At 71.0% G+C, this 23,248-nt stretch carries 18 protein-coding genes; 7 read left to right on the plus strand and 11 right to left on the minus strand.

Annotated elements, in window-relative coordinates; genetic code table 11:
- The first annotated feature begins 350 nt into the window (after positions 1 to 350).
- The gene (locus NE236_RS31875) at positions 351 to 3,497 is read left to right on the plus strand and encodes an amidohydrolase family protein (protein ID WP_252845923.1); all 3,147 of its coding nucleotides are present in this window, start codon (positions 351 to 353) and stop codon (positions 3,495 to 3,497) included.
- Position 3,498: 1 nt separating this feature from the next.
- Here the strand turns inward: NE236_RS31875 and NE236_RS44765 are convergent, their stop codons facing one another.
- Both NE236_RS44765 and NE236_RS31885 read right to left on the minus strand, forming a co-directional pair.
- Complete coding sequence (locus tag NE236_RS44765; RefSeq protein WP_252845924.1) at positions 3,499 to 7,026, minus strand: AAA family ATPase; 3,528 nt, start codon at positions 7,024 to 7,026, stop codon at positions 3,499 to 3,501.
- A 75-nt stretch (positions 7,027 to 7,101) separates the two neighbouring features.
- A complete protein-coding gene (locus NE236_RS31885) occupies positions 7,102 to 7,386 on the minus strand; it encodes a type II toxin-antitoxin system Phd/YefM family antitoxin (RefSeq protein WP_252845925.1) in 285 nt (94 codons plus the stop codon).
- A gap of 127 nt (positions 7,387 to 7,513) precedes the next feature.
- On the opposite strand from NE236_RS31885, the gene NE236_RS31890 reads away from it, so the two are divergent.
- From NE236_RS31890 to NE236_RS31915, 6 genes are all read left to right on the plus strand, one after another.
- A complete protein-coding gene (locus tag NE236_RS31890; RefSeq protein ID WP_252845926.1) occupies positions 7,514 to 8,131 on the plus strand; it encodes a ClpP family protease in 618 nt (205 codons plus the stop codon).
- Between the two features lie 8 nt (positions 8,132 to 8,139).
- The gene (locus NE236_RS31895) at positions 8,140 to 8,742 is read left to right on the plus strand and encodes an ATP-dependent Clp protease proteolytic subunit (RefSeq protein ID WP_252846083.1); all 603 of its coding nucleotides are present in this window, start codon (positions 8,140 to 8,142) and stop codon (positions 8,740 to 8,742) included.
- Between the two features lie 487 nt (positions 8,743 to 9,229).
- Positions 9,230 to 9,379: a hypothetical protein gene (locus NE236_RS31900; protein ID WP_252845927.1), complete on the plus strand. Its 150-nt coding sequence runs from the start codon at positions 9,230 to 9,232 to the stop codon at positions 9,377 to 9,379.
- 294 nt (positions 9,380 to 9,673) lie between these two features.
- Positions 9,674 to 9,862, plus strand: coding sequence for an RNA-dependent RNA polymerase family protein (locus tag NE236_RS31905; RefSeq protein ID WP_252845928.1), 189 nt, complete (start codon positions 9,674 to 9,676; stop codon positions 9,860 to 9,862).
- A gap of 157 nt (positions 9,863 to 10,019) precedes the next feature.
- Positions 10,020 to 13,268: a TIM-barrel domain-containing protein gene (locus NE236_RS31910; RefSeq protein ID WP_252845929.1), complete on the plus strand. Its 3,249-nt coding sequence runs from the start codon at positions 10,020 to 10,022 to the stop codon at positions 13,266 to 13,268.
- Between the two features lie 106 nt (positions 13,269 to 13,374).
- Positions 13,375 to 13,926 (plus strand): GNAT family N-acetyltransferase, encoded by a 552-nt coding sequence (locus NE236_RS31915; RefSeq protein WP_252845930.1) that lies wholly within the window; start codon positions 13,375 to 13,377, stop codon positions 13,924 to 13,926.
- 101 nt (positions 13,927 to 14,027) lie between these two features.
- Here the strand turns inward: NE236_RS31915 and NE236_RS31920 are convergent, their stop codons facing one another.
- The 9 genes from NE236_RS31920 to NE236_RS31960 form a co-directional block, all read right to left on the minus strand.
- A complete protein-coding gene (locus tag NE236_RS31920) occupies positions 14,028 to 14,987 on the minus strand; it encodes an ABC transporter substrate-binding protein (protein WP_252845931.1) in 960 nt (319 codons plus the stop codon).
- Positions 14,988 to 15,001: 14 nt separating this feature from the next.
- The gene (locus tag NE236_RS31925; protein ID WP_252845932.1) at positions 15,002 to 16,024 is read right to left on the minus strand and encodes an ABC transporter permease; all 1,023 of its coding nucleotides are present in this window, start codon (positions 16,022 to 16,024) and stop codon (positions 15,002 to 15,004) included.
- Positions 16,025 to 16,104: 80 nt separating this feature from the next.
- Positions 16,105 to 16,857 (minus strand): ATP-binding cassette domain-containing protein, encoded by a 753-nt coding sequence (locus NE236_RS31930; protein WP_252845933.1) that lies wholly within the window; start codon positions 16,855 to 16,857, stop codon positions 16,105 to 16,107.
- An 18-nt stretch (positions 16,858 to 16,875) separates the two neighbouring features.
- The gene (locus NE236_RS31935) at positions 16,876 to 17,877 is read right to left on the minus strand and encodes a LacI family DNA-binding transcriptional regulator (protein WP_252845934.1); all 1,002 of its coding nucleotides are present in this window, start codon (positions 17,875 to 17,877) and stop codon (positions 16,876 to 16,878) included.
- 92 nt (positions 17,878 to 17,969) lie between these two features.
- Positions 17,970 to 18,737 (minus strand): SGNH/GDSL hydrolase family protein, encoded by a 768-nt coding sequence (locus tag NE236_RS31940; protein WP_252845935.1) that lies wholly within the window; start codon positions 18,735 to 18,737, stop codon positions 17,970 to 17,972.
- 45 nt (positions 18,738 to 18,782) lie between these two features.
- The gene (locus NE236_RS31945) at positions 18,783 to 19,340 is read right to left on the minus strand and encodes a GTP-binding protein (protein ID WP_252846084.1); all 558 of its coding nucleotides are present in this window, start codon (positions 19,338 to 19,340) and stop codon (positions 18,783 to 18,785) included.
- A gap of 19 nt (positions 19,341 to 19,359) precedes the next feature.
- Positions 19,360 to 19,809 (minus strand): DUF742 domain-containing protein, encoded by a 450-nt coding sequence (locus NE236_RS31950; RefSeq protein ID WP_372494464.1) that lies wholly within the window; start codon positions 19,807 to 19,809, stop codon positions 19,360 to 19,362.
- 2 nt (positions 19,810 to 19,811) lie between these two features.
- Entirely contained in the window at positions 19,812 to 20,213 is a 402-nt protein-coding gene (locus NE236_RS31955) for a roadblock/LC7 domain-containing protein (protein WP_141959232.1), read from the minus strand.
- Positions 20,210 to 23,119, minus strand: a complete 2,910-nt coding sequence (locus tag NE236_RS31960) for a sensor histidine kinase (RefSeq protein WP_252845936.1) — start codon at positions 23,117 to 23,119, stop codon at positions 20,210 to 20,212. Before NE236_RS31960 ends, NE236_RS31955 begins: the two co-directional genes overlap by 4 nt.
- Between the last annotated feature and the right edge of the window lie 129 nt (positions 23,120 to 23,248).

Raw genomic sequence — 23,248 nt, forward strand, 5'->3', positions numbered from 1 at the left:
GCCACGTCGACGCGGAGCAGGCCCGCGGGCTCCTGGACGCTACGTCGGACTACTTCGGGCTGACCGGCGAGCGGCTGAGCTACCGCTTGTGGTGGGGGGACCGGCTGCGCGACGGGGGCGACGCCCTGCGCCCGCTCTACATCGACTACCTGAGCCGATCCGACACCTGAGCCACACGCCCTGACCGAATCCGGACAAAACGGCTGCGCAAGATCGTTTGTCCGTTAGCGTCCCAGACGAACCTGGGTGCGCGAGGACGGAAGAACGACCACGGCGGCCGGTGCTTTGAGGTCTCCGCGCCCGAAACGGCGACGTTCGGGCAGGCGGCCTGCTCGGGATGGGAGCCCCCCATGGCGGGCATCGGACGGCGGGATCTCCTGGCGGGCACGGCCGGTGCCGCGGCGGTCGTGGGGGCGGGAATCGGCGCGGCGGCCCCGGCGGACGGGGCCACCACGACGCGGGCGCCCGTGGCGGAGCCGTCCGGCCGGCCGACGGGCCGCGCGGTGCGGCTGCGCGAGGGCACGGACCTGGCGGCCCAGGTGTCGCCCGACGGGCGGCTCATCGCCATCGACCTCGTCGGCGTGCTGTGGACCCTGCCGGCGTCCGGCGGGCCCGCGCACCGGCTGACCAGCGACCTGTTCGACATCGCGCAGCCCGAGTGGTCGCCGGACGGGCGCCGGCTCACCTTCCAGTCCTACCGCGAGGGCGTCTTCGACATCTGGGTGATCGACGCCGACGGATCGAACCCGCGCCGGCTGACCGAGGGACCGTACGACCACCGTGAGCCGCGGTTCTCCCCCGACGGCACCCGGATCGCCTTCTCCTCGGACCTGTCCGGCAGCTACGGCATCCACACGCTGCGGCTCGACACGGGGGCCGTCAGCCCGGTGACCGACTCGGCGGACGAGGAGTACGAGCCGGCATGGTCGCCGGACGGCACCCGCATCGCGTTCGTCGTCGCGAACACCCGAATCGACGTCGTCGAGGTGGCGACCGGCGCGCGCCGTACGGCCGTGACGGTACCGGCGGGCCAAGTGATCCACGGCCCGGCCTGGACACCCGACGGAAAGGACCTCGTCTACACCCTCATCGCGGACGGCCGCAGTGAGCTGTGGCGATCGGGCCGGGCGCTGGTGACCGGCGAGGAGGTCTTCCCCTTCCGGGTGTCGTGGACCTCGGCGAACGAGTTCGTCTACACGGCGGACGGCCGGATCCGGCGCCGGTCGCTCGGGGGCGGCCGGCCGCGCGACATCGGCTTCACGGCGCCGGTCACCGTCGTCGCACCGTCGTACCGCAGGCGCCGGCGCGACTTCGACTCCACGGCGCAGAAGCCCGTCGCGGGCATCGGCAGCCCCGTGCTGTCCCCCGACGGGGAGCACGTGGCGTTCCGGGCGCTAAACGACATCTACACCATGAAGATCGGGCAGGCGCCGCGACCGCTCACCCGCGACCAGTGGTGGAAGTGCGACCCCGCCTGGTCCCCCGACGGCCGGTACCTGTCCTACTCGACGGACCGCGGCGGGAAACTCGACATCTGGCTCCGGGACCTGCGCACCGGGCAGGACCGCCGGCTGACGAACCTGCCGGGCGCGGCGGCGGTCTCGGGCACCTGGTCCCGCGACGGGTCGCACCTGGCGTTCCTCGACCAGACCGGGGCCCTCTACACCGTCGCGGTGGCGTCCGGGGACGTCCAGCGCGTCTACCCGGCGACGTTCGAGCCCGGCCGCCCGACCTGGTCCGCCGACGGGAACGTCATCGCCCTGGCGGCGATCAAGCCGTACTCGGCGCGGTACCGCGAGGGCCTGAGCAAGATCCTCCTCGTCGACCGGCGGACCGGAGCCGGCACGTACGTCGACCCGCTGCCCGACCGCTCGATCCAGACGCGCGGGGACGATGGGCCGGTGTGGTCGCCCGACGGCACGAAGATGGCGTTCGTCGTGGCCAGCGTGCTGTGGGTGGTCGACGTCCACCCCGACGGCAAGCCGTCGGGGACGCCCCGGCCGGTGACCGACGAGGTCACCGACGCCGTCAGCTGGAGCGGCGACTCCTCCGAGCTGCTCTACCTGAACAACGGCCGCCTGCGCCTCGTCTCCGCCGACGGCCGCCGCACCCGCACCGTCCCAGCCCCGCTGACCTGGACGAACACCCGGCCTCGTGGCCGCACCGTCGTACGCGCACGGCGGATGTGGGACGGCACCGCGCGGCGGCTGCGCCAGGACGTGGACATCGTGGTCGAGGGCCACCGCATCGTCGCCGTCGAGGAACGCGGGCACGGGCGCGGCGACCGGATCCTCGACGCCGGGGACTCCGTGGTCATCCCCGGGCTGGTCGACATGCACAACCACCGGGAGATGCAGGGGTACGCCTACGGCGACCGCCAGGGCCGGCTCTGGCTCTCGCTGGGCGTCACGACGACCCGCTCGCCGGGCAGCCCGGCGTACCACATGGTCGAGGCCCGCGAGTCCTTCCAGTCCGGCGCCCGCGTCGCACCCCGGTACTACGCCACCGGGGAGGCGGTCGACGGGCCGCGGATCTTCTACAACTTCATGCGCCCGACCTTCGACGCCCGCCAGCTCGCCCTCGAACTCGAACGCGCGGGGGCGCTGGAGTACGACCTCATGAAGGCGTACGTGCGTCTGCCCACCGAGTGGCAGCGGACGGTGATCGAGTGGGCGCACCGGCACGGCATCCCCGCCACCTCGCACTACCACTACCCGGCGTTCGCGTTCGGCGGTGACGGCATGGAGCACATCGGCGCCACGAACCGCCTGGGCTACTCCCGCACGGTCACCGCGCTCGGCACCGGATACGACGACGTCATCGACATCTTCAACGCCTCCGGCGCGGCGCGGACGCCGACGCTGTTCGGAGCCACGACGCTGCTCCGTGAGGACACCTCGCTCGTCACCGACCGGCGCGTGACGACGCTCTACCCGTCGTGGGAGTACGCCGTGCTACAGGCCGCCGTGACGACGGCGCAGACCACCGACCAGACCGTCACCCGGGAGAACCTCGCCCGGCAGGTCGCGCAGGTCGCCGCCATGATCCGTGGCGGCGGGCGCGTCATCACCGGCACGGACTCCCCCATCGCCAGCACCGCCGTCAGTACCCACATGAACCTCCGGGCCATGGTGAAGTACGGCCTGACCCCGTACGAGGCGCTGACCACCGCCACCCGGGTGCCCGGGGAGGTCCTCGGGGAGCCCCTCGGGCAGATCAGGCCGGGGATGTACGCCGACCTCGCCTTCCTGGGCGGTGACCCGCTGGAGGACATCGCGCGGGCCGCCGACGTCCGGCAGGTGATGGTCAACGGGGAGGCGCACACCGTGGACGAGCTGCTTGCCCCGTTCGTCAGCGCCGAGCGCGCCGCCGCGACGGCCCCGCCGGTCGGGCGGATGCTGCCGCCCGTACCGGCGCATCCGTCCGACCGGCGTTACTGGTGGCACGACCCGCACTACCTCGAGGAGAGCAAGCGGTCCTGCTGCGTGGACTCCTGACTCAGAGGTACTGCCCCAGACGCTCGTCGCGGTCGGCGGGGGCGTCGGACTCCGGGAGGTCCTCCGGGCGGAGCAGCCGGATCTCCTCGCGGTCCGGCGTCTCCTGCCCGGTGATGCGCTGCGCCTGCAGGGCGACGGCCCGGTCGAGGAGGTTGCGCATGAGCCGCGCGTTGCCGAACGACTCGCCGCGGGCGGCCCTGCGCAGCCGGGAGCGTACGGCGTCGAGGACGCCCTCGGCCACCTGGAAGCCCGCGTCGGCCGCCATGACCTCGAAGATGGCGACGAGCTCGTGGTCGGTGTAGTCGGGGAACCGCAGGACGGTCGGGAAGCGCGAGGCGAGGCCGGGGTTGAACTCCAGGAACCGCAGCATCGGCCCTTCGTAGCCGGCCACGATGACGACGAGGTCGGCGCGGTGCTCCTCCATGAGCTTGAGCAGCTCGGCGATCGCCTCGTGGCCGTAGTCGCGGCCGGAGTCGGCGGGCGTCATGGCGTACGCCTCGTCGATGAACAGCACCCCGCCCAGCGCCCGCTCCACCGCGGCGCGGACCTTCGGTGCGGTGTGCCCGACGTACTCGCCGACGAGGTCGGCGCGGGACACCTCGACCAGGTGCCCGGACGACAGCAGCCCCAGCTTGGCGTAGACGGCGGCGAGCAGCCGGGCCATCGTGGTCTTGGCCGTTCCGGGGTTGCCGGTGAAGACCATGTGGCGGGTGGGCGAGGCGATCGGGATGCCGGCGTCGCGGCGGAGCTGCTCGGCCTTGGCCTCGGCGACGAGCAGGCGCACCTCCTGCTTGACGGCGTCGAGGCCGATGAGCCGCTCGATCTCTGCCAGGGGGTCGCCGGGCAGGTCGATGTGGCCGCCGGCGGCCAGCGTGCCGGGGATGTCCTCGGCGAAGATCTCGTCGAGTGACTCGTCGTCGGTGAGCACCCCGTCGTCGAGGACGCGCCGCGACTGCATGGCCACCGCGCGGTCCAGCAGGTTGATCATGAGGCGGGCGTTTCCGGCGGCCCGGTCGCGGGCCCCGGCGTGCACGAGATCGCGGACCTTGTCCAGCACGCCCTCGCGGAGCGCGAACCCCGCGTCGGCGGCCTTGGCCTGGAAGATCTCGATGAGCTCGTCCTCGGTGAGGTCGGGGAAGCGCAGTTGCTTGGGGAAGAACGCCGCAAGCTCCGAGTCGCTCTTGAGCAGGCCGTTCATCGCCCCCTCGGACCCGCACAGGACGACGATGAGGTCGTCCGGGTGGGACTGCATGCACGCCAGCAGGACGTCGATCGCCTCCCGGTTGCGCGGCGACTCCCCCGGCATGAGGTTGTGCGCGTCACCCACGGCCAGGACGCCGCCGTGGGCGCGCTCGACCGCGCGGCGCACGCGGGGGCCGCTCTCGCTGACGTACTCGCCGACGAGGTCGGAGCGGTCCACCTCGACGAGGTGCCCCGAGGACAGCACGCCGAGGTCGGCGTAGATGCGGCCGAGGATCCGCGCGACCTTCGACCTGCCGGTTCCGGAGTTGCCGGTGAAGACCAGGTGCCGCGGCCGGGCGGCGACCGGCATGCCCGCCTCGCGGCGCATCCGGGCCGCCTCCGCCTCGGCGACGAGCAGGCGCACCTCGTTCTTCACCGACTTCAGGCCGACGCAGGCGTCGAGCTCGGCCATGGGGTCGGCGTCGGCGGTGCCGCCGGGGATGACCCGCTGCGGGAGGTCCGCGACGGCGACCTCCGTCTCCCCCCGGGCGGTGGCCGCCGCGACGCACTGCTCGGCGAGGTACTCGACGAGACGCGCGCCGCGCAGGTTGAGCAGCGGCGGGGTGCGGGACAGCAGCACGCCGGCGGTGACGGCGGTCTCCCGGGCGGCGGTCAGGCCGCGCCGGGCGACGGCGCGCCGGAACAGCTCGGTGTAGTCGTCCTCGACGAACTCCCGCGTGCGGGCGACCCGGAAGTGCTGGTGCAGCGCGGGGTTCGCGTCGAAGATCCGTTCGTCGCCGCCCGTACGGCACGCCGCGACGACGTGGAGCTTCTGGTGGCGTTCGAGGATGCGGCGCAGTTCCTCGGCGAACGCGGCGCCGCAGTGTTCGAGGGTGAGGATGCGGTCGAGCCCCTCGATGATGAGCAGCCGTCCCTCGAGGCACTCGCGGACGCGGGCGAGGAGGTACAGGATCGTGTCGCTGACGTGGAGGTTCGCGAACACCTGGTCGGAGACCCACACCGCCTCGCGTACGTCCCCGCGCTCGGTCAGGGTCTGCTCGATGAGGCGGACGGCCGTGCCCTTGCCCGTCGCATCCGGGCCGCTGAGCAGGACGCGCACGGGCCGTGGCGATGTGCCGGTGCGCAGGACGTCGGCGAGCGCCGTCACCAGCTCGGGCTGGCCGACGAGGTCGGCGCCGGTCTCCTCGGTCGCCGTGGCGGCCCGCGCCTCCTCGGCCGGCGGCACGCCGGCGAACGCGGCGGTGAGCGGGTTGACGACCGTACGGGCGCGGAACAGGCGGCGCAGGTCCATCTGGAACCCGCGCACCGGCAGCCGGCTCTTGGGGCTCACCGCGCTCTCGGGCAGCCCCTGCACGCACCCGGTGATCCGCAGTGCCATGTCCAGCCAGGCCCGGCAGGCGTCGGCCTCCCCCGCGACGAGGCCGCGCGCCAGCCAGGAGCGCACCTCCGCCTGCCACGACTCGACGCGGAAGCCCTCGCGCAGGTGCTGGAAGCGCTCCTGAACGCTTTCGTAGCGTTCCACGCCGACGGCGATCGCGAGGTCCGCCGGGACCGCGGACACGTCGGCCTGCAACAGCAGCCGGGCCAGCGCGGTGACGAGGGGGTCTGCGCCCGGGACCGCCGCGAGCAGCCGCTCGTGCGCGGCGACCCAGCCCGAGCACGACCAGGCGAGGTGGCCGGTCGGCCCCGCGAGCTCCGGCAGCGCCGACAGGGTCTCGTCCGGCAGGTCGGAACCCCACAGCCGCTCCAGGTCTCCGTGCGGCGTCGTCAGGTCCCGTGCCCGCAGCTCGGGGTCCTCGGCGTGCCGGTCGAAGACCGCGGCCAGGGCGCGGCGGCGCTCGTCCAGCGGCGGGATCCCGGCGAGCACGTCGAGGGACTCGCGGGCGAGCACGAGCATCGTCTCGCGCAGCGCGACGTCGTCCCCGGCGCTCTCGACCAGCCACAGGCCGGGCGGCCGCAACCGGCCGCCCTGGCTGAACCAGGCGACGGGGTCGCGCACCGGCGGCTCCGGCTTGGCCAGGAACTGCGCCAGCAGCTCGTAGTCCACGTCGCCGCGCGAACCCGCCCGGATCGCCGACGCCCCGAGCAGGAAGGTCAGGAGCGACCACAGCTCCGCACCCGCCGCGGAGGTGCCCGGGGCGTAGAAGTCGCTGAGCCCGCCGGTCAGCAGCCTGGCGCGCTCGTCGACGTCGAACGCGCGGGCACGCTCGCGGACCTCGTCGTACAGCCCGTCGGGGACACGCCAGGGTCCGTGCGCGTACACGTCGAGGACGGGCTCTTCGGTCAGCAGCAGTTCGAGGTGCTCGGGCAGGCGTGGGGGACTCACGACGTAGACCTTACGACCGACCGGAGGAGGCTCGCAGCCTCCTGAAGATCCGCCTGCTCGGCGCCTCGGCGGGGGTCAGCGCTTCCAGCCGGGGCGGCGCTGGTCGCGGTGCTCCGCCGCGATGCGCATCGGCCCGGCGGGGCGCGCCGGCTGCTCGGTGTCGGGCTCGGCGGGCAGCGACAGGCTGAAGCCGATCTCCGCGGGCCGGCGGTCGAGCGCCTCGAGGTCCTCCACCGGGACCAGCGCCGCGAGCGGCTTGCCGTGCCGGGTGAGGAGGATCCGTTCGCCGGTGTAGCCGACACGGTTGACGAGCTCCGCGAGTTCGGCCCGGGCCTGCGTCACTGGGACCTCTCGTGTCATGTGGCAATTCTATCATTCTGTACGTTCTTGCTATTCTGTACAGAACCAAGCCGGTGCGCGGCAGGAGCGCACCGGCGCGTGGACGCCGGCCACGCGCACAGGCGCGCGTGGCGACGAGGAGGCGCAGATGGACTTTCCGACTCTCGAACCGCGCGCCCGGGTCACCGAGCTGCCGAAGGATCTCCACTCCGAACAGCTCTTCCAGCGACTGCTCGGGCAGCGCATCGTCTTCATCGGCACGGAGATCGACGACGAGCTCGCCAACCGCGTGTGCTCCCAGCTCCTGCTCCTCGCCGCCCAGGACGGGGAGCGCGACATCAAGATCTTCATCAACTCGCCGGGCGGGTCGATGGACGCGATGTTCGCGATGTACGACGTGATGAAGTACCTGCCGAACGACGTCTCGACGGTCGCCCTCGGCATGGCCGCCTCGGCCGGGCAGTTCCTGCTCACCGCAGGCACGCGCGGCAAGCGCTACGCCCTGCGCAACACGCGGATCATGATGCACCAGCCGTCCGGCGGCATCCGGGGCACGGCGTCCGACATCCGCATCCAGGCGGAGCAGAGCGTGCACATGAAGCACCGGTTCCTGCAGCTCATCGCCGCGCACACCGGCCGGCCGTACGAGCAGATCGAGCACGACGCCGACCGTGACCGCTACTTCACCGCCGAGCAGGCCCGCGACTACGGCCTCATCGACCACGTCGTCACCAACGCGCTCGAGGCCGGAGGCGTCGCCCCGTGAGCAGCACCATGACCGGGCGGTACATCCTGCCGTCCTACGTCGAACGCACCTCGTACGGGATGAAGGAGAGCAACCCGTACAACAAGCTCTTCGAGGAACGGATCGTCTTCCTCGGCGCGCCCGTCGACGACACGCTCGCCAACGACGTCATCGCCCAGCTCATCGCACTGGAGGGCATGGACCCGGACCGGGTCATCAGTCTCTACATCAACTCGCCCGGCGGCTCGCTCACCGCCATGACGGCGATCTACGACACGATGCAGTTCGTCAAGCCGGAGATCGAGACGACCTGCATCGGGCAGGCCGCCTCGGCCGCCGCCGTGCTGCTGGCCGCTGGCGCGACCGGCAAACGCGCCGCCCTGCCGCACTCGCGCATCCTGATCCACCAGCCGAGCACCGAGGGCGGGTACGGCCAGACGAGCGACATGGAGATCCAGGCCAGGGAGATCATCCGGCTGCGCGAGCAGATGGAGACCATCCTCGCCCGGCACTCCGGCCGCCCGGTCGAGCAGGTCCGCTCCGACATCGAACGGGACCGCTACCTCACCGCCGAGGAGGCCCGCGACTACGGCCTGATCGACGAGATCATCACCAGCCGCAAGGCGGGCTAGACCCTCGCCGCCGAAGATTTCCGTCGCCGGAGACACGGAAATCCTCGGCGGCGAGCGGCGCCTCGGCACACGAGTTGAGAGAGCCACTCGACGATCATCATGGGCCAGCACTACGTGCAGTCCACCGTCCGCGAGCTCCGCCTCACTGGATGTCCATGCGGGCTCGCCTTCGTGATGGCGATGCCGGGCAGAGCGACGATCTCCAGGCCGGTGGCGGGCGGAGACCACGCACGCCGGGCAGGCGCGATCCCGCTGGCCTCGTTGTGTGGGCGCAAGGATTGTGAGCGGGTAGAGCTGTGATCACGGGGGACAGCGCTATCCGCGGAATCTGCTGGTGACCGAGGGCAGGATCGGGGCCGACTGGCGGTCGACTCGGTGCCCGGGAGGTTTGGCCCACCCTCGGCTTGCACTTGCGCGTCGATCTCGGACGGTACTTACCGCCGCGGCAAAAAGTCGCGTCGCGAATGAGTGAACAAAGGAGAACCGTATGTCCAGTACTCCCCTTGAGGTCGCGGCCGCGCTGGCGGCCGGCGGCTTCGGCTCTAAGGCCGTCAAGGAAACCGTCAAGTCGGTTCGTGCGAAGGTGACCTCCGGCGACGGCAAGGGCAAGGGCAAGGACACCAAGAAGAACAGCTGAGAAATGCCGTCCTCCCCCGAAGGGGGGAGGACGGCACGTTCGTTTGTGGCTGGCAATCAGGAGATCGCGCGGGGCCCGCCATTCGGGCCGGTCGACGCCGCGCTTGCCGGATTCCTTGGTGGCGGATCTGGCGGCGGCGTCCGATCGAATCGACCACACCCGGCTTCTTGAAGCACTCGGACCATTCCCGGCCAGGGAGATGATCCGGGACTGGCTGAAGGCCGGGGTATTCGAGGCGGGCAAGGGGTTCTCTCCCACCTAGGAGGGGACCCACAGGGCGGAGTTATCAGCCCCTTGCTCCTGAACGTCGCATTGCATGGTCTTGAGGAGGCCGCTGGAGTCCGCTACCGCACCGACGGCTGTCACGCCGGAGAAGCGGTGGCGGGCTGCCCGATCGCGGTCAGGTACGCCGACGACATGATCGCGCTCTGCCACAGCCAGGAACAGGCGCAGCAGGTCAAGGCGCGGCTCGCCGAGCACTGATGGCGAGATTCACTGACGTCGCACGGCAAGACCCACTGCCACCCTCATGGCGCTTGGCATGATGCGGGAAAGGTGATCGAGATCTAATCGCCGGGACCGGATGACCGGTTTTGATCGGCTATTGACGAATGTGATCGGTCGGCTCATGATCCAGTGCGTGAACCTCCTCACGCGCGCCCTCGTCGGCAGCCGTCCTCGTCGCGCGAGTCAGCGCGCCGGATCGCGATCGACACCGGTCAGAGCCGCTGTCGCACTGGCCGGGATGGCCGGCCTGATCGTGGCCGGTTCGCCGCCCGCGACCGCGTCCGCGACCGGAGGGCGGGCCGATCGGCAGGCGGTCCGGTCGGGGGACGCCCGGTTCGAAGTGCTCTCTCCGACGTTGATCCGGATGGAGTACGCGGGCGACGGCGCGTTCACCGACGCCGCGACGTTCAACGCGGTCGGGCGGGACGGCTTCGGGCGGACGCCGTACACCAAGAAGGTCGCGAGCGGCTGGCTGACCATCGGCACCGGCCGGCTGACGCTGCGCTACAAGGTCGGCTCCGGGCCCTTCACCGCGGAGAACGTCTCGGTGCGCCTGCGGAGCGGAGCGCAGACGGTGACCGCGCACCCGGCCTTCCCCGGATCGGTCGTCTGTGCGGCCGGGACCCTCTGTGAGGCGGAGCAGGCCCTGATCGAGGGCGGCGTGACCGTCGCCCGGGACCACACCGGATACACCGGCTCCGGATTCGCCGCCGGGTTCCAGAGCGCGGGCGGCGCGCTCACCTCCACGCTCGACGTGCCCACCGCCGGTACGTACGATCTCCGGCTGCGTTACGCCAACAGCGTCGGCGGCGACGGGCAGAACACGACGCGTACGCTCAGCGCCGCCATCGACGGCGGCGCGGCCACGTCGCTCAGCCTGCCGACCACCGCGGACTGGAACACCTGGGCGTTCGCCTCCGCGCCCGCCGTGAAGCTGTCCGCCGGGCGGCACACGCTCGTCGTCTCGCGGGGCGCGAACGACTCGGGCAACGTGAACATCGACAGTCTGGCCCTGACGGCTCCCGGTGCGCCGTACCCGTCGCCCGAGGCGGCGCCGTGCGACTACGGCACCGTCTGCGAGGCCGAGGCGGGCGCGCTCGGCGGCGGTGCCACGCGTGCCGCCGACCATGGCGGCCACTCCGGGGATGCCTTCGTCGCCGGACTGACGAGGGCCGGCGCCTCCGACACCGTCACGGTGCGGAACGTCCCCACCGACGGCACGTACGCGCTGCAGATCCGCTACGCCAACGGCGCCTCGCCGGGGACGCCGCGGACGATCTCGACGGCGGTGAACGGCGGGACGGCCACCCCGACGACGCTTCCGCCGACCGCCGACTGGGACACCTGGTCGACGGCGACCGTCCCGGTGACGCTGGCCAAGGGCTCCGACACGATCGCGATCGGGTGCCCGACGGCGGACAGTTGTCACGTCAACCTCGACACCGTCGCGGTCGTCCCGGCCGGTTCACCGGTGCTGCCGGCGCACAGCCCCCTCGGCGGATACCGGCGCAGCCTCGACGGCGTGGACGGCGGCGCCCTCACCACGCCCGGACTCCTCTACCGCGACGGGTGGTACCTGCTCGACGACACCTCTTCGGCGGTCTTCGACACGACGACCCGGACGGTCCACAGCCGGTCCGGCCACGGCGGCGAGCCGTACCAGGACGGCTACCTCTTCGGCTACGGCCAGGACTACAGGCGGGGGCTCGCCGACCTGAAGACGCTGACCGGCCCGTCGGCGCTGCTGCCCCGGTGGGCGTACGGCGTGTGGTTCTCGGAGTACTACGACTTCACCGCCGCCGACTACCAGAACACCATCCTGCCCAAGTTCCGCTCCGACGGTGTCCCACTGGACGTCCTGGTCACCGACACGGACTTCAAGTGGCCCAGCACCTGGAACGGCTGGCAGATCGACCGGAGCAAGTTCCCCGACCCCGCGGCGTTCTTCGCGTGGTCGCACGCACAGGGACTGCACAGCACGCTGAACATCCACCCGAGCATCATGAGCGGCGACCCGAAGTTCGCGCAGGCGCAGGCCACGGCCAAGGGAAAACTCGCCGCCTCCGGCTGCGACGCCCCCGCCGGGCAGACCTGCCACACGTTCGACTGGAGCGACCCCGACCAGTTGGCGGCCTACCTCGGCCTGCACCAGACGATGGAGCAACGGGGCGTGGACTTCTGGTGGCTGGACTGGTGCTGCGAGGGCTCCCGGGCGTCGATGCCCGGCGTCACGCCCGATGCCTGGATCAACCAGCAGTACGCCACCGACACCGCGAAGAGGATCGGACGGGGGTTCGCCTTCTCCCGGGCGTACGGATCCCTGCAGGCCGGCGGCTACAGCGGCCAGGCCGCGGTGCCGACCGGCCCGTGGGCGGACAAGCGCACCACCCTGCACTTCACCGGCGACACCACCTCGGACTGGCAGACCCTGCGGTTCGAGGCCGGCTACACGCAGGGCGAGTCGGCCGCCACCGGCCTGTCGCCCATCAGCCACGACATCGGCGGGCACATCGGCGGGCCCAAGCTCGCCGACGACCTCTACGTACGCTGGGTGCAACTGGGGGCGTTCCAGCCGATCATGCGGCTGCACAGCAACCACGGCGCCCGGCTCCCGTGGCAGTACGGGGAGCAGGCCCGCGTCGCGGCGGAGCGGTTCCTCAACCTCCGTGAGAACCTCGTCCCGTACACGTACACACTGGCCAAGGAGGCGGCGGACACCGGCGTGCCGGTCGCGCGGGCCACCTATCTGGAGTACCCGGGCGAGCAGGGCGCCTACGACTCGGCGATGCGGGAGTACCTCTACGGTCCCGACGTGCTGGTGGCCCCCGCCACCTCACCCGGCACCACCGCGACCACGTCGGTCTGGTTCCCGCCCGGACGGTGGACCGACTACTTCACCGGGAAGACCTACAGCGGCCCCGCCACCCGGGACGTCACCACCGACTGGAACGCGATGCCCGTCTTCGTCAAGGCGGGCGGGATCCTCCCGACGCGCACGGACAACGTGCCGAACGACGTGCAGAGCCCCCTGACCAAGGTCACCGTGAACGTGGCCGGAGGGGCCGACGGCTCGTTCGCACTGTACGAGGACGACGGACGGTCGGCCGGTCCGATCCGGTCGGCGACGACCGCGCTGCGGTACACCGAACACGGCGGCGACCACGTTCTGCGCCTCGGCCCGGCGCGCGGAAGCTACCCGGGGCAGGTGACCCGGCGCCAGTGGACGGTCGTCTTCTCCGACACCGCCCCACCGACCGCCGTCCGGATCGACGGAGTACGGGCACCGGCGGGGAGCTGGACCTTCGACGCCACACGGCGCACGTTGACGGTCACCGTCCCGGCCCGGCCGGTCGGCGCCGCCACGACGATCGACTATCGCTGATCCTGCGCCGCGCCATTGAGCCTTGATCACTGGTGCCTGCTGCCTGCCAGGAGGCACCAGTGATCACGCGATCGCCCCTCCCCCGGTCGCCCTTTACGGTTGAGCGATGCGTACGCTGACGACCACCCGGCTGGCCCTTCCGCCCTGGCATCCACGCTTCGAGGAGGACCTCTGCCGGCTCAGCGCCGATCCCCGCGTGACCCGCTACCTGGGGGACGGCCGTCCGTGGGACCGCGAGCGCGCAGCCGCCCGGCACGGCGAATTCCTGGCGCACTGGCGGGAACACGGCTTCGGTTGGCGCGCCATCCTCCTCCGCGACGCCGCCGACGAATCGGCCATCGGCGTCGCCGCGCTCAACCGCCTCCCCCGGCCGGTGCCCGGCATCGACGAACCCGCGATCGAGATCGGCTGGTGGGTCGACCCACGGCACTGGGGAAAGGGAATCGCCACCGAAGCGGCGACCGCGATCCGCGACGAGGCGTTCACCGACCACCGCGCCGCACGGCTCGTCGCGCTGTACCAGCCCGCCAACCACGCCTCCGGCAACATCATGCGCAAGATCGGCATGCGCCACCACGACGACATCACCGGCCCGTACGACGAGGACGTTCGCGTCTACGTCCTCGAACGCGCGAACTGGAGTGTCATGCCACGTTGATCCGAACGACGACACCCACCTCGACCACGTCGACCACAAGGAGCTCTGAGCAAGCACGGTCCGGCCGGCGGGTGATCGGCCCGCCGACCGGGCCGTACGTGTCAGCAGTCCTGCTTGTAGAGGTACTTGGCGATGTCGGGCTGGTCGACGTTGTCCTTGGTGACGGCCACGAGCTGGGTCTTGATCTGCTTGGTCACCGGCTTGCCGTTCAGGGCGGCGACGGCCTGGTCGATGCCCTGGCGGCCGATGTCCAGGGGCTCCTGGCTGATCAGCGCCTCGATCGTGCCGGCCTTCAGGTCCTCGACCTGCTTCGGGCTGGCGTCGAACTCGACCAGTTTGACGGTGCTGGTCTTCTTGGCCTGCTTCAGCGCGGCGCCGGCGCCCTCGCCGGTCACGAGGTTGGAGGCGAAGATCCCCGCCAGGTCCGGGTTCTTGGACAGCTCACCATTGACGATCTCGGTGGCCTTGCCCGCGTCGTCCCCCGGGTACTGCTCCGAGACGAGTTTGACGTTCGGATGCTTGGCGATCTCGGCCTTGAACCCGGCGACCCGGTCGTCGGTGGTCGCGATGCCCTTCTTGGGAGCGAGGACGACCACCTTGCCCTTGTCACCGATCTGCTTGGCCAGCGTCTGGGCGGCCAACTGCCCGCCGAGCTTGTTGTCCGAGGAGATCCGCGACAGGCCGAGCGACTGGTCGGACAGCTCGGTGTCCACGAAGATCACCTTGCTACCGTTTCCGTTCAGCTGACGGACCGGGCCGGCCATCGCGTCCTTGTCGACGGGGGCGATCAGCACCGCCTTGGGGCGGGAGGCCGCGACGGAGGTGACGACCTGGGTCTGCTGGGCGACGTCCCACTGCGCGGGCGCCTGGACGCTGAGCTGGACGCCCTGCTTGGCCGCCTCCTCCTTCGCTCCGCAGTACATCGAGATGTAGAACGGCTCGTTCGCGATGCCCTGGATCAGGGTGATCTTCTTGGTGCCGCTGGACGCGCCGCCCGACGAGTCGTCCGAGCAGGCCCCGGTCAGGGCCAGCGCGAGCATGACGACGATGTACTTCTTCATCGACGTACCTCCCTCTATTCGCGTTCTCGCGCCCGACGGCGCAACTGGTCGAAGAACACGGCGACGACCAGTACGGCTCCGACCGCCACGTCGAGCCAGAACCGCTGTGCCCCGAGGATGATGAGACCGTCGCGCAGGACGCCGGGGATCAGTACGCCGATCACCGTCCCGCCGATGCCGCCGACGCCGCCGAACAGGCTGGCCCCGCCGATGACGACCGCGGCGATCGCGCCGAGGTTGTCGGAGCTGTGGCTGGCGATCGTCGTCGTGCTGTAGTGCGCCAGGGACAGCACCCCCGCGACGCCCGACAGCAGGCCCGACAGCGCGTAGACCTTGATCAGGTGCCGGTCGACCTTGATACCGACCCGCCGCGCCGCCTCGGCGTTGGAGCCGATGGCGTACGTGTGCCGGCCGAACCGCGACAGCGCGAGCAGCAGCCCGAACAGCACCGCGATCAGACCGGCGATGATCACCAGCCAGGGCACGCCCGCGACGAGCCCGAACCCGATGACGTTGGACAGCCGGGACGGAATCCGGTTGACGTCGCTGCCGTTGGTGATGACCTGCGCGAGCCCGAGCGAGACGCCCAGCGTGCCGAGCGTCGCGATGAGCGAGGGGATCCTCGCCTTGGCCACGAGGAGGCCGTTGACGATCCCCCAGCCCAGGCCGCAGCCGATCCCCGCGAGCGCGCCGAGGAGGATGCCGCCCCAGCCCGCCGTCGTGCCGCCCAGCGCGACCATCGTCTTGGCCGCCACGACGCCCGAGAACACCAGGACGGAGCCGACCGACAGGTCGATCCCGGCGGTCACGATGACGTACGTCATGCCGACCGCCAGCACGAGCAGGATCGCCGACTCGGTCAGCACGTTGCGGATGTTGAACGTCGTGGCGAACTCCGCCGGCTTGAGCACCGCGAAGAACACGAAGAGGACGACCAGGACGGCGAGCGTCCACAGCGTGTTGCTGCGCAGCAGAGCCGGGCCCCGTCGCCGGTGTTCTTCGACCGTGTCGTACGACTCCGTCATGGGCGCGCTCATGGGTCGCTCACCCTCCTCACTCGCTCCGCGGCCACCTCGTCCCTCGGCGCCCACTCCGCTCGCTGCGTCGGGTTCGCTTCTCAAGCCGCCTCCTGGTCCAGGCCGCCCGTCATGGCGGACACCAGTTCTTCGACGGAGGTGTCGGCGGCGGTGAGGCGGGCGACGCGGCGGCCGAGCCGCAGCACCTCCACCCGGTCTGCGACGGCCAGCACCTCGGGCATGTTGTGGCTGATCAACACGACGGTGACGCCCTGGTCCCGTACCCGGCGGATCAGGTCGAGGACCTGCTTGCGCTGGACGACGCCGAGGGCCGCCGTCGGCTCGTCCATGAACACGACCTTGGACGCCCAGGCGACGGCCCGCGCCACCGCGACGCACTGGCGCTGCCCGCCGGACAGCTGCCGAACGGGCGCGGACATGTCGGGCAGCCGGATGCCGAGCTCGTCGAACGCCTCCACCGCGCGCCGGCGCATCGCGCCCCGGTCGAGCAGGTGCAGCGGCGGGAAGCGGGTCAGCTCCCGGCCGAGGAACAGGTTGGCGGCGGCGTCGAGGTCGTGGGCGAGCGCGAGGTCCTGGTACACCGTCTCGATGCCGCGCCGCTGCGCTTCGACCGGGCCGGCGAAGTCGACCGGCCTGCCGTCCAGGAGGATCTCTCCGGAGTCCGGCCGCAGGGCGCCGGACAGCGTCTTGACCAGGGTGCTCTTTCCGGCACCGTTGTCACCGATCAGGGCGACGACCTCGCCGGGATGGGCGGTGAAGGCGGCCCCGCGCAGGGCCTGGACATGACCGAAGCGCTTGGTGACGCCCCGTGCCTCCAGCAGTGGATCGGTCAACGGTGCACCTTCCTGTGGTCAGAACGGCGGCGACTCCCCCGAGCCACGGATGATCAGGCGGGTGGGCAGCAGCACGCGCTGCGGCGGCAGGTCCTCACCGTCCATGCGCCGGCACAGCAGTTCGGCGGCACGGCGGCCCATCTCGGCCGGGTAGTGCGCCACGACGGTGATGGGCGTGGCCAGCATGTCGGCGAGCTCGAAGTCGTCGAATCCGACGAGGGCGGTCGTCGTGCCGGTCGCCTGGATGGCGCGCAGCGCGCCGATGGTCAGCCGGTTGTTGCCGGTGAAGACGGCGGTCGGCGGGTCGCCGAGGGACAGCAGCTCGGCGGTCGCGGCCTCGGCACCGGCGACGTCGTGCGGGCCGAGCCGCACGAGGGACTCGTCGACCGGGATGCCGTGGGCTCGCAGCGCCTCGTCGTAGCCCCGGCGGCGTTCCCGTGCGGTGAAGATGCCGGGCAGGTCGGCGAGGCAGGCGATGCGGCGGTGCCCGTGTGCGATGAGGTGCTCCACGGCCGACCGCGCTCCCCCGGCGTTGTCGATGAGGACGACGTCGGCGCGGATGGCCTCCTCGGGCGGGCGGTCCATGAAGACCGCCGCGGTGCCCATGTTCAGCTCCGGGATCAGGTAGCTGTGGTCGGCGGCGGACGGCACCACGAGCAGCCCGTCGACGCGGCGCTCGCACAGGGAACGGATGAGGTGCCGCTCGCGGGCCGGGTCCTCGTCGGAGCAACCGGAGATCACGAACAGGTCGTGGAGGCGGGCGACCTCCTCCACCCCGCGCGCGATCTGCGAGTAGAAGGGGTTGGCGACGTCCTTGATCACCAGGCCGAGGCTGCGGGTGCGCTTCCCACCGCGCAGGGCGCGCGCGATGTCGTTGCGCCGGAATCCCAGGACCGCGATGGCGTCGTTGACCCTCTCCGCCGTGTCCGGGCGGACGCCCACCTCGCCGTTCACGACGCGGGAGACGGTCTTGAGACTCACCCCGGCATGCCGGGCGACGTCCCGCATGGTCGGACGCATGCGCCCCCTTCGGTCCATAAAGACGACAACGTTGTCATCTCATCCTAGGAGGCGCGCGTCAAGAGCGTCGCGCGCGAAAGATCGCCGGCCGGTCAGAGGGGCAGCAGGTCCGGTCGCTTCGCGGCGACCTCGTCCCCCGACGATCGGCCCTGCAGGCGCCGCTGGATCCAGGGCAGGAGGTACGCGCGGGCCCACCGCAGGTCACCGCGGCGCGAGGTCAGCCAGTCGACGGGCGGGACGGGCGGCCAGGGGTCGCGCCAGTCGCCCGTCACCGGTACGCCCAGGGCCTCGCAGGCGGCCAGCGCGACCCGGCGATGGCCCTCCGGCGACAGGTGCAGCCGGTCCTCGGCCCAGGCCCGCGGGTCGAGCAGCAGCCGCATCGACCACAGGTCGACGAGGTGGCAGTCGTGCCGGTCGGCGATGGACCGCAGGTGGAGGTTGAACGTCGCCGCCTTGCCGCGGATGCGGCGCAGGACCGGCACGTCGCGGGTGTCGAAACCGGTGAAGACCAGCACCTCGGCCCCGGTGGCGCGCAGCCGTCGTACGGCGGCGTCGAACACGGTCGCGAGGGCGTCGGGGTCGACTCCGGGCCGGAGTAGATCGTTGCCTCCGCCGGCGAACGTGATCAGGTCGGGACGCAGTTCGACCGCGCGGGGCACCTGCTCGTCGACGATCTGCCGCAGCAGCCTGCCGCGGACGGCCAGGTTGGCGTACCGGAGTTCCGGGCCGTCTGCGGCGAGGTGCTCGGCGAGCCGGTCCGCCCAGCCGCGGTAACCCGCGGCTGGGGCCGGGTCGTCCAGGCCCTCCGTGAAGCTGTCGCCGAGGGCGACATAGGAGGTGTATGTCGAAGCTTTAGTCACGTCCGACAATGATGCAACATGCAGGTATCCGGTGGCGAACCGGGTTCAGTGATTGATGGGCATCCGTGCACGCATCCTCATCGCGTGCTCGACGAGGGTGATGAGCGTCATCTTCGTCGACTCGCGGTTCCGGGCGTCACACGTGACGATCGGGACGTGCGCGCCGATCGTGAGCGCATCCCGTACGTCCTCGATGCCGTGGCCGTAGACGCCGTCGAAGCCGTTGATGCCGACGACGAACGGCAGCCCGGACTCCTCGAAGTAGTCCACCGCCGGGAAGGCGTCGGCCAGCCGGCGTGTGTCGACCAGCACGACCGCGCCGATCGCGCCCTTCACGAGGTCGTCCCACATGAACCAGAACCGGTGCTGACCGGGCGTCCCGAACAGGTACATGATGAGTTCCTGGTCGAGGCTGACCCGGCCGAAGTCCATGGCCACCGTGGTGGTCGTCTTGTCCGGCGTCGCGGAAAGGTCGTCGACCCCAGTGCTGGCCGATGTCATGACGGCCTCGGTCGTCAGCGGCATGATCTCCGAGACCGAGCCGACGAAGGTCGTCTTCCCGACGCCGAAGCCGCCTCCGACGATGATCTTTACGGAGGTCAGGCCGGGCGAAATGCCCGGACTAGAGCTTGCGAAGTCCAACGAGAACCCTTTCCAGCAGCTGGAGGTCGGGCTGCCCCTCGGTGAAGGGGGACTGGTGCACGCGCACCAGGCCTTCGTGTGCCATGTCAGCGATGAGCACACGCGCGACGCCGAGCGGCAACCTCAGCAGGGCTGACACCTCGGCCACCGAACGCCAGTTCCGGCATAGATCGATGATGGCTTTGTATTCGGGAGTGAGAGTGGTGATGTCACGGCGGGGGTACGGCGCCGCCGAGATCAACGCCTCGATGGGCAGGTCGTACCGTGGCTTGGTACGCCCGCCGGTCACGGCGTACGGCCGTACCAGCGAGCTAGATTCTCCCGTCTCCGAGGGCGGCGAGGGCAACCCCGGCGGCGGGCTCTGGTGCGGTCCGGACCCCGGCCCCTGGTACGCGCCGAAGTCCCGGTTTCCGTACCGGCCGCCGTCCACCCTTAACCAATCCCTGGTTCCGCGCGCAGCGCCGGGGTCAGCACCCGGCCGACGCGCTCGACGAGCAGTGCCATTTCGTAGGCCACCAATCCCATGTCGCAGTCGGGCGCGGCGAGGACGCCGAGCACCGAACCGTCACTGATAGCCATCACGAAAAGCAGGCCACGCTCCATCTCGACAAGGGTCTGCGTGACCGCCCCGCCCTCGAAGATTCGCGCCGCACCCTGCGTGAGGCTGGTCAACCCGGAGGCGATCGCGGCGAGCTGGTCGACGCGGTCGGCCGGGAAGCCTTCGGAGTACGCCATCGGCAGGCCGTCGGAGGACACCACGACGGCGTGCGCGACACGTGGGACGCGCTCGACGAATGTGGTCACCAGCCAACTGAGATCCTGGCGGCTGTTCACTGGTTCTCCCGTTCATCATCTTCGGGCCGGATCGCGGCGCGACCCCTGCGTACGCCCTGCTGGAAGCTCGAGAATCGGTTCCGTACCGTTTCGGCCTCTGGCGGCTGGAAGGCCGGCCGGGCCGGTGGCTGGACCGGTTGCGGGACCGATTGCTGAGGCTGCGGCGCCGACCTCGGCGAGGGCGGCGAGGCCGCCGAGGCTATCGACCCGGGGATCCGGTTGTTACCCGGCACCCGTTTCGGCAGTCCTGCGGCGGTCTTCCCACCCACCGCAGGGGCGCGCACTGTCTCCGCCGCTCGGAAGCCCTCGTCTGCGGGCGAGGACCACTCGGGCGGAGGAGCCGACTCAGATTTGGCCATTGATCCCGTCTTGCGGCGTTGGAACCATTCCGACTGCATTGCCTCGAAGATAGGGGAACGTCCTCCGTTCTCGTCGCCCATCCGACCCGCATCGCGTGTCGATCCCGTCACCGATGGCCGTGCCGGCTGCCTCCCCGGAGAGAACGGCGGGTTCTGCGGCCGCGGCGGGCGCCCCGTGGGCGGAGCGGTCGCCGGGGGACCCGAGCGGCCCGGCGCCGATGGCGCGGCGCCCCGGCCCGGCGGTGAGGTACTCGCAGGCTTGCGCTTGGGCAGCGGTCCTGTCTGGTCCCCGGGCGGCTCGGCCTGGTTGCGCACCGGCTCGGCCGGCGGCCGTACGGGCTCCCTGGGGTTCCATACCGGTTCCGACGAGCTCCGCGGTTGCTCGACCGGCCTCCCCAGCGTTTCCCTGGGGGCACGCGGCGGCTCCCTGTCGAACGGCGTGGATTCGACGCCGTCGTGAGCCGCCTCGTTGTAGTTCCGCTCGGCGAATCGCGCGGGTTCCCACGGGGTGTCGGGCACCGGTGCCGCGGCGACGGGCTCGATGCCGCGGGGCAGTTGCCCGCGCGCGACGGGCGCCTCGGCCGCGAGCGGCCGCCGGGCCGCCGCCTCCACCGGCGAGTCGAGACGCCGGGGGCTCGGCGCGTTCGCGTCCTGGGTGATCGCGCTCGAGGGAAGGATCACGAACGCGGTGAGGCCGCCCGAGAGGGCCGCGCGCAGCTCGACCCGGATGCCGTGGCGCTGGGCCAGCCGGCCGACCACGAACAGGCCCATCCGCCGGGAGATCGAGACGTCGATCGTCGGCGGGTTGGCCAGCTTCCAGTTGGCCTCTTCGAGCTCGTCCGGCGACATGCCGACGCCGTTGTCGGAGATCTGGAGCATCGCGCCGCCGCCGCTGAGCAGGTGGCCGGACACCGCGACCTTGGTGTGCTCGGGCGAGAACGTGGTGGAGTTCTCCACGAGCTCGGCCACCAGGTGCACGAGGTCGTTGACGACGCGGCCGATGACGGAGACGTCGTCCTGGATCCGCAGGGTCACCCGTTCGTACTGCTCCACCTCCGACAGCGAGGCCCGGACGATGTCGACCAGCGCGACCGGCTTGTTCCAGCGCCGCGTCTGCTCCTGGCCGCCGAGGACCAGGAGGTTCTCACCGTTACGCCGCATACGGGTCGCGAGGTGGTCCAGCTTGAACAGTGCCTCCAGCCGGGTGGAGTCCTGCTCGCTCTGCTCCAGGTTCTCGATCAGGCGCAGCTGGCGTTCGATCAGCGACTGGCTGCGCCGGGACAGGTTGACGAACATCGCGTTGACGTTGCCCCGGAGCAGCGCCTCGTTGGACGCGAGGCGTACGGCCTCGCGGTGGACCTCGTCGAACGAGCGGGCGACCTCACCGATCTCGTCCGTCGTGCGCACGTCGATCGGCTCGACGTTGATCGACGCGTTGCCGGCCTCCGGGTCGCGCAGCCGGCGCACCAGATCGGGCAGACGGTGGCTCGCGATCTCCAGCGCTCCGGAGCGGAGCCTGCGGAGCGGGCTGACCAGGGACTGGGCCATCAGGAGCGTCACGACCAGCACCAGGATGAGGACGATGACGATCGCGGCGGAGTTGAGGATCGCCGACTGCATGGCGTCGTCCCTGCGGTTCTTGCTGCCCGCGATGACCTGATCGGCGAGCTTCTTCTCGACCTGGCGCATCAGGTCGATCTTCGCCGTCGACGCCTTGAGCCACTCCGCGGCGTCTTCGTTCGTCTGGGGGTCGAGGTCCAGGTGCCTGGCCGCCTTTCCGCCGAGTGCCAGGGAGATCGCCCGCTGCCGGAGCACGGCGGAGGTGTCGACCTGCGGGCCGATGACGGTGTCGTCGTACAGCTGGGCCTGATCGAACGTCGCGGCCTCGCGGAAGGAGGCGATCTCGCTGTCCTCCCGGGCCACGGCCGCGGAGAGGGACGACATGTCGCTGACGCCGAGGGAGCCGTTCAGCGCGGCCGAGTACAGGACCGCGCGCTGTTCGGACGCCTGCTCCTTGGCGCGCGAGAGCGCCACGAGGGCACGGACGGAGTTGCCGAGCTTCTCGTCCGCGGCACCCTGGGAGATGACGTCGTTGAAGGCCAGCAGGTCCCTGATCGACTCGGAGTAGACGAGGATCACCGACGCCGCCGGCATCTTGGTCTTGGCGGCGTTCTGGCGCAGGTTGGTGATGGCCTCCAGTCGGTTCCGCATCCGGGTGGTGTTCGCGACGACCTGCGCGCCGTACGACGCGTCGATGCCGTCGGCCAGCTTCCGCACTTGCACCGCGGCCGCGTCGGCCTTGGGGTACGCCTGTTCCACCTGGGCGAGCAATGTCGGCTCGCGGTCGGCCGCGATGTAGGCGGCCGTCAGGTCTCGTTCGCTGCTGAGCGCGTGAACGAGGGCGGTGATCTGGCTGCCGAGCTCCGACAGTCGCTCGACCCGGCTGTACGACTGCGTCTGACTGACGGACGTGGCGATTCGCAGGCCACCGAAGGCCAGCGCGACGACCGTCGGGATCAGGATCAGGGCGATCAACCGCTGTCGCACGCGCCAGTTGCGCAGCCGGAACCTGCTGCCGGGCCCCGGGGACCCAGAAGGCGGGGGACCGCCATCCTCCGCCACCATCGGCGGCGGAGTGCGGTCACCAGGTTCGTCGTTTGGTTGCATCCGCACTTG

Source organism: Actinoallomurus purpureus, from assembly GCF_024055795.1.
Taxonomy (GTDB): Bacteria; Actinomycetota; Actinomycetes; order Streptosporangiales; family Streptosporangiaceae; genus Actinoallomurus; species Actinoallomurus purpureus.